Here is a 6,753-nt window from a genome sequence, read left to right on the forward strand (position 1 = left end):
AGTATAAAACATGTGTAAGAAAAAAGACGCATAGTGTGTGCGCTGCATGAAAAGTTGTGTAGTTAGATCTAAATTGAGTTCCACTCAAAAATATATACAAAAAAAGGGCAGAATTGCTTCTACCCTTAGCTATATCTTGAATATGTATCGTAATTTCTCCTTATAAGGAAGCCAAAATCACTTCATGCATTTTTTGTCCTCTTGCTTTTACTTCATCTTCTGTCCATGACATTTTTATCAAACAAGAAATGTTTCGAGCGATGTAATGATCTGATTGTTCGAAGGTTTTTGTATCTAAATATTTCATACCTTCTTTTACTTCTTTCGAGACTGGATACAACGATTTTACATTTTTTAAGTGTTCCCATTTACGAATGTAATGCCAATTGTTATCGTAGTAATGAAAACACACATCAATTCCGTTTTGTTTGAATCCTGCCATCACTTTTCTGGCTGTATCCAAATCTGGCATGAAGAAATTCAAAAATGCACAACTTTCTACACCGCCTTTAGGCACTGTTCTGAAAGTAACTTCTGGAATGTCTGCCAACGCTTCTCGCAGTATCGTATAATGCTTTTTCTGAATTGACAAGAATTCAGGTAAACGTCGAACTTGTGCCAAACCAACGGCTGCATTTAGTTCGGAAATTCTAAAATTATATCCCAAAAATGGATGTGTCTCTGCTCCTCTATCATTCCCAACATGATCGTGTCCGTGATCGCTATAATGATCGGCATTTGTATAGTATTTTTCATTGTTTGTGATGATTGCGCCGCCTTCGCCACAGGTCATTGTTTTTACAAAATCGAATGAAAAACAACCAACATCTCCAATACTTCCAAGTGCTTTTCCGTTGTAGGTTCCACCAATTGCTTGACAAGCATCTTCTACCAAAATAAGGTTATGTTCGTCACAAATTGCTTTGATTGCGTCTAAGTTTGCCATACTTCCACACATGTGTACAGGCATGATTGCTTTCGTTTTTGGTGTAATGGCTTTACGAATCGCTTCAGGATCGAGCGTTAGTGTGTCGTCAATATCAACCAACACAGGAATAGCGCCCAACATCATGATGGCTTCAAAACTAGCTACAAATGTAAATGTTGGTATGATAACCTCATCGCCTGCTCCAATTCCAGTTATTGCTAAAGCCACTGAAACTGCGGCTGTTCCACTGGAAACAAGTTGCGTATGTTTTACATTAAATTGTGCTGCTAAAGCCTGTTCTAGTTCTTTTGCTTTCCAGTGTCCGTTACGCATTCCGTCAAATCCATAACGCATAAGTACACCACTGTCTAATACATCATGAACTTCTTTTCGTTCGGCGTCACTAAATAATTCAAATCCTGGCATTGTGTGTGTCTTTTCTAATTTGTATTAAAAATAAAAACCTCTTTTCTGGATACAAAAGTATTGAAAAGAGGTTAATTTATGATGTGTATTGTATTAATACTTTTCCATTATTTTTTCAAGAAATCTGTAATGTCTTGAGGTATCGCGCATCATATTGTACGACATAATGTTATCGATTTCTTTGCCTTTATAATCTACAGCAACAATATTTGGAAATTTATTTTTGGTATTGTATTTTTTTGCAAGTTTATTGTTCTCCACACGTTGTTCGTTGGTAATGATGTCAATTCGTCTTGGAAAATCTGCCATAACCAACACAAAGCCCTTCGCTTTTTCTTTAAATTTTTCTGTGTAGAAAAAATCTTCTTTTAGCATTTTGCACGGTGGACACCAATCGCTTCCCGTAAAATAGATTAAAATTGGTTTGTTGGTTTTTTTTGAAATTTTCTTTGCTTCATCAAAATCTGTGAGCCAATTTAATGTTACATCTTCTTGTGCGATTGCAGAAAATCCGATAAAAAAAACGGCTAAAAAAAGTAATTTCTTCATGTGAATACGGTGTTAAAGCACTAAACAAATATATGTGTTTCTTGCATTAAAACAATAATCTTGCCAATTTATTATAATTCCAATATACTTTCTGAAACTGACTTGCGTACTTTTTTAAAATCAGCAAACATATCATCTGCAGCTCTGTATCCTACTGGCAATACTAATGCTGAGGAAAGTCCGTGTGCTTCCAAACCTAAAATTTCATCGTATTTTTCAGGAGAAAATCCTTCCATTGGACAGGCATCAATTCGCTCAACTCCACAAACAGTTAGTAAGTTTCCTAAAGCGATATATGCTTGTTTTGCTGCCCAAGTTTTCAGCTCTTCTTGTGTCTTTTTTGAAAAGGAATCAATCATAAATCCTTTAAACGGTGCTAAAATTTCATCTGGCGTGTTTCGAATTGCTTTTACACGATCAAAATAGGCTTCAATTGTATCTTTGTTAATCGCATTCTCCGTACAAATGATTAATAAGTGTGAAGCATCAGCTACTTGACGCTGATTCCATGAATGTGGCACCAACTGCTCTTGTACTTCTTTATTTTGAATTACTACCAATCGTATCGGTTGCAATCCGTAAGAAGTTGCTGTTAAATTAAACGCTTCTTTAAGCATGTTGAGTTGTTCAGGATTTAAAAAACGAGTTGCATCAAACTTTTTTGTTGCATATCTCCATTTTAAACTATCTAGTATTTGCATATATTCTATCTTTGATTAATTGTTCTATTAAAAAACAAAAGTACGCAATACAGAAAAGGAACGTTCGCAGTTTCCTATAAAAATAACTAATTGCCTCATAAACAAAACACACTTTTATGGATTCACATATTCAAGCACGTATAGAAAACTCTCAGACTCATATTTTTAAAGCCGTTTTTCCAAATACGACCAATCATTACGACACACTTTTTGGTGGAACAGCTTTGAAATTAATGGACGAGGCTTCTTTTATTTGTGCCACACGGTTTAGCCGAAAGAAAGTTGTAACCGTTTCCACAGATAAAATTGATTTTACCGAGCCAATTCCACAAGGAACGTTGGTAGAGTTGATTGCCAAAGTGATTAAAGTGGGAAATACAAGTTGTGTGGTACAAGTAGATATTTTTAAAGAGAATATGTATGAAGAAGGACGCAAAAAAGCGGTTACAGGTTTATTTACGTTTGTCGCTATTGATGATGATAAAAATCCTGTGAAGATTGTGGATAGTAAACATTAATGCATAACATTTTCTAATGAAACAGTAGTAAAACACTACCTTTTTATATAAAACTAAAAAAGCTTCACATGATTGTGAAGCTTTTCTTTTGCGGAGAAAGAGGGATTCGAACCCCCGGACCTGTTACAGTCAACAGTTTTCAAGACTGCCGCATTCGACCACTCTGCCATTTCTCCGAGTGTCTCATCAGGTATTTCCTGATTGCGGATGCAAATATAGAAACCTTTTTTAATTCTTAAAACAAAATCATAGGTTTTTTTGAGACTTTTTTTATTTCAATCGATAACCAATTGTAAATGTTAGCATTAGACATAAACTTGTTTTAGAACTCTAAGATGGCATCTTCTGTAAACGCATAGTTTTTTACCGATTCCATGTCCGTTCGCGTGTTTAATCCTGTAAAGAGACTAAATGCAGGTAAAATTAATTGTTGCTGTGTGACTTGAAAACAAGGCAATTTTAAGTATTGTCTGCCTTTCATTTGTATCCGAACACCAGGATGTGTATGTCCTGAAATGTAATATTGATTCGGCGTAGGCTGAATGGATTCATGCACAAATACCAAAGAGTTTATTTCTAATTGTATATGCGTCGTAAAGCCTAAACTTTCATAAAAAGATATTTTGAAACGATCGTGATTTCCCCGAATGAGTATCTTTTCAAGATTATGAAACTGTTGCATCCATTGTATGAAGATGTCGAAATTCTGATTGTAATCGGCATGAAACAAATCGCCCACAACAATAACCTTTTTAGGTGCAAAGTGTTCTAAAAGTGCTTGCAAACGCTGTAAATCTTTTACCAATACATCGTCAGGAATTGCAATGCCATGTTGACGAAAATGTGCCGTTTTCCCAATATGAATGTCTGACAAAATCAACGCTTCTTGAGGTTTCCAATACACAACACGTTGATTGGTTAACGTAAGCAATTCGCCACCAAATTGTATATTTTTTGTAATTATATTCACGTAATTAGTTTGTATTGTTGTTTCTGTAAGCGTGCAATACGATCGCTTAATTTTTCATTACTCATAGTGTTTCGTAAGCTGTCTACTTTTATTGGAAAACTCAACGGTGTATATCCTTTTGCTTGTTTTAAAATGATTGTACTCTTCGAAATACGATCAAATGCTTCGTGCAGTCGTGCTTCTTCCAATTGTTCGTTAAACACTTCCGTATATGCTTGCCGCAAAAGTAAGTTATTCGGTTCGTAGTCTTCCAAAACTTTGAAAATTAAACTTGAAGACGATTGTAAACTTTTGTTTGTTTTTTTAGCGCCAGGTTGCGATTGTACAACCAAACCAGCAATGACGGCGATGTCTCTAAATTTTCGACTTGCAACTTCAGAAGCGTTGATACTCGCAATGACATCATCCATAAGATGTTCTTTTGATAGAATTACTTTCAGATTGGCTTCCGTTACAGGAATTTCTTGATCGCTCAGCAAACCAAAACCATAATCATTCATCGCAATGGAAAACGTCATCGGTTGCAATTTACTAATTCGATATGCAATTAACGACGCCATAATTTCATTGACCAAACGTCCTTCAAACGGATAAAAAAATAAGTGACAACCTTCTTTTGCTTGTATTTTTTCTACTAAAAACTCATCCGATTTTGGAATATGCGATTTTTTATTCTGCGTCATCAGTAACGGATTCAAAAACTTCAATTCACGTTCACGCGTTGAAGGTTGTAAGGCATCATTCAGCTTTAAGCGTAAATAATGACTCAGATAAGAAGTCAAGGGTAAACGTCCGCCTTTCCAACTTGGTGTAATGGCCTTTTTAGCTTTGCTCCTTCTCACAATAACGGTCATGTCTTTTATATGTACTATTTCCAATACACGTCCTGCCAATACAAACGGCATTCCGACTTTTAGTTTGGAGATGAAATATTCTTCTATCATTCCAATGTGACCACCTTTCATGTACTTTACGCGCAACATAGCATCGCTTACGATAGCGCCAATATTCATGCGGTGCAACATACTAATTCGTCTACTTTTTACGACAAATAATTCCTTCTCTTCATCAAAAACTACTTTGTGAAATTCTTCATACGCATGCAATGTGCTTCCGCCTTTTGTAATGAATTGCATGACCCATTCAAAATCGTCTTCTGTGAGATAGGAAAAAGCGTGTGTTTCTTGAATCATTTGAAACGTTTCTTCTTTTTGAAAACCTTCGCCAACAGCTAAAGTAACTAAAAATTGAACCAACACGTCATACGTTAAAACCATTGGCGTTCGTGCTTCTACATCGCGTTGTTTTACTGCTTCTTTTAGGGCAGAAACTTCTATCAATTCCAGCGTATGTGTGGGAACAAAATATACTTTTGAGATTTCATTAGGCGAATGTCCACTTCGTCCTGCTCGTTGGATAAATCGGGCAATTCCTTTCGCAGAGCCAATTTGCACTACACAATCAACAGGTTTAAAATCGACTCCCAAATCTAAAGACGATGTACACACTACAACTTTGAGCAAGTTATTATTGATGGCATCTTCAATCCAATTGCGCAATTTGGCGTCAATAGAACCGTGATGAATGGCAATTTGTCCCGCTAAATCTGCATCGGCATTTAATAACAATTGATACCACATTTCTGCTTGATTTCGCGTGTTGGTAAAAACCAAAGTGGTATTATTTTCATAGATAACATTCAATACATTTTTTGCCAATTTTCCGCCTAAATGTCCTGCCCAAGGCAACAATTCAACTTCATCGGGCAATAATGAAATGATGTTGAGTTTTTTCTTTTCTTTTGATGTAACAATCGTTGTTTTGACATTTTCATAAGGAATTAATACCGTTTTGGCTTCTTCTAAATTTCCAATCGTTGCCGAAACGCCCCAAATTCGAATGTTGGTTGAAAGTGATCGCAAACGTGCAATGGCGAGTTCGGTTAATACACCGCGTTTGGTAGAAAGTAATTCGTGCCATTCATCAACAACCACGCAACGAATGTTTTTGAACCAGCGTGAGTTTTTCTTTTGTGAGAACAGCAAATGCATGGTTTCGGGAGTTGTGAGTAAAATATCAGGCATTGCACGTTCTTGCTTACGGCGTACACTTGTAGACGTATCGCCATTTCGCACGGCGGCTTGCCAATCGAGCCCAATTTCGTCAATAGCAGTTTGCATGGCAATTTGTAAATCTTTTGCCAATGAACGCAACGGACTAATCCAAAGCAACTTGATGCCTTTTTTATACTGTTCAGGATGATTTAAATAATCGATCAATACTGCCAGAAACATGGCGTATGTTTTTCCAAAACCCGTTGGTGCAACAACAAGTCCGTGATAGTTTTGCGCATACTTTTTCCACGATTTCAGTTGAAAGTCAAATGGAGAAAAGCCTTTGTCTGCCATCCAATTATGAATGATCCGATAGCCTTCCGTTTGTTCTAGTTTGCTCATTGTTGGGTGTTTGATGTTGGATTTTTGGGTTTTAGGTTAAAGGTTTTGGCTGTTGGGCGTTGGGTTTTGGTTGTTAGATGATACTTTTATATTTTGATTTTTTCCTGATTCATTTTTCTAATATTATAAAACTAATAACTTTTTACATTAAAATTTATCTCGACTGCGCTCGATATTGTAAAGGTTAAGTAATTCGTTGACACTT

Annotated in this window: 6 protein-coding genes and 1 tRNA gene; 1 reads left to right on the forward strand and 6 read right to left on the reverse strand. The window is 36.1% G+C overall.

All coding sequences use genetic code 11. The features are described from left to right. Nucleotides 1–160: 160 nt before the first annotated feature. From AA089_RS06400 to AA089_RS06410, 3 genes are all read right to left on the reverse strand, one after another. Entirely contained in the window at nt 161–1,354 is a 1,194-nt protein-coding gene (locus AA089_RS06400; RefSeq protein WP_046756087.1) for a DegT/DnrJ/EryC1/StrS family aminotransferase, read from the reverse strand. A 93-nt stretch (nt 1,355–1,447) separates the two neighbouring features. Further along, a complete protein-coding gene (locus AA089_RS06405; RefSeq protein ID WP_046756088.1) occupies nt 1,448–1,903 on the reverse strand; it encodes a thioredoxin family protein in 456 nt (151 codons plus the stop codon). 71 nt (nt 1,904–1,974) lie between these two features. Next, the gene (locus AA089_RS06410) at nt 1,975–2,604 is read right to left on the reverse strand and encodes an NAD(P)H-dependent oxidoreductase (protein WP_046756089.1); all 630 of its coding nucleotides are present in this window, start codon (nt 2,602–2,604) and stop codon (nt 1,975–1,977) included. Nucleotides 2,605–2,720: 116 nt separating this feature from the next. On the opposite strand from AA089_RS06410, the gene AA089_RS06415 reads away from it, so the two are divergent. Next, entirely contained in the window at nt 2,721–3,122 is a 402-nt protein-coding gene (locus AA089_RS06415) for an acyl-CoA thioesterase (RefSeq protein WP_046756090.1), read from the forward strand. Nucleotides 3,123–3,213: 91 nt separating this feature from the next. On the opposite strand, the gene AA089_RS06420 is transcribed toward AA089_RS06415, so the two are convergent. The 3 genes from AA089_RS06420 to AA089_RS06430 all read right to left on the reverse strand — a co-directional run bounded on the left by AA089_RS06420 (nt 3,214) and on the right by AA089_RS06430 (nt 6,548). Further along, nucleotides 3,214–3,298: transfer RNA gene (locus AA089_RS06420), tRNA-Ser, on the reverse strand. A 146-nt stretch (nt 3,299–3,444) separates the two neighbouring features. Beyond that, entirely contained in the window at nt 3,445–4,092 is a 648-nt protein-coding gene (gene pdeM, locus AA089_RS06425) for a ligase-associated DNA damage response endonuclease PdeM (RefSeq protein ID WP_046756091.1), read from the reverse strand. Continuing rightward, a complete protein-coding gene (locus AA089_RS06430; protein ID WP_046756092.1) occupies nt 4,089–6,548 on the reverse strand; it encodes a ligase-associated DNA damage response DEXH box helicase in 2,460 nt (819 codons plus the stop codon). The genes pdeM and AA089_RS06430 overlap by 4 nt, the downstream gene beginning before the upstream one ends. Nucleotides 6,549–6,753: the final 205 nt, after the last annotated feature.

The sequence above is a fragment of the Kordia jejudonensis genome (assembly GCF_001005315.1).
In the GTDB taxonomy this organism is placed as follows: Bacteria; Bacteroidota; Bacteroidia; order Flavobacteriales; family Flavobacteriaceae; genus Kordia; species Kordia jejudonensis.

Excerpts from the sequence above, each read along its gene's own strand:
- AA089_RS06400 (WP_046756087.1), bottom strand. The coding sequence starts at position 1,354 with ATGCCAGGATTTGAATTATTTAGTGACGCCGAACGAAAAGAAGTTCAT.
- AA089_RS06405 (WP_046756088.1), bottom strand. The coding sequence starts at position 1,903 with ATGAAGAAATTACTTTTTTTAGCCGTTTTTTTTATCGGATTTTCTGCA.
- AA089_RS06410 (WP_046756089.1), bottom strand. The coding sequence starts at position 2,604 with ATGCAAATACTAGATAGTTTAAAATGGAGATATGCAACAAAAAAGTTT.
- AA089_RS06415 (WP_046756090.1), top strand. The coding sequence starts at position 2,721 with ATGGATTCACATATTCAAGCACGTATAGAAAACTCTCAGACTCATATT.
- AA089_RS06430 (WP_046756092.1), bottom strand. The coding sequence starts at position 6,548 with ATGAGCAAACTAGAACAAACGGAAGGCTATCGGATCATTCATAATTGG.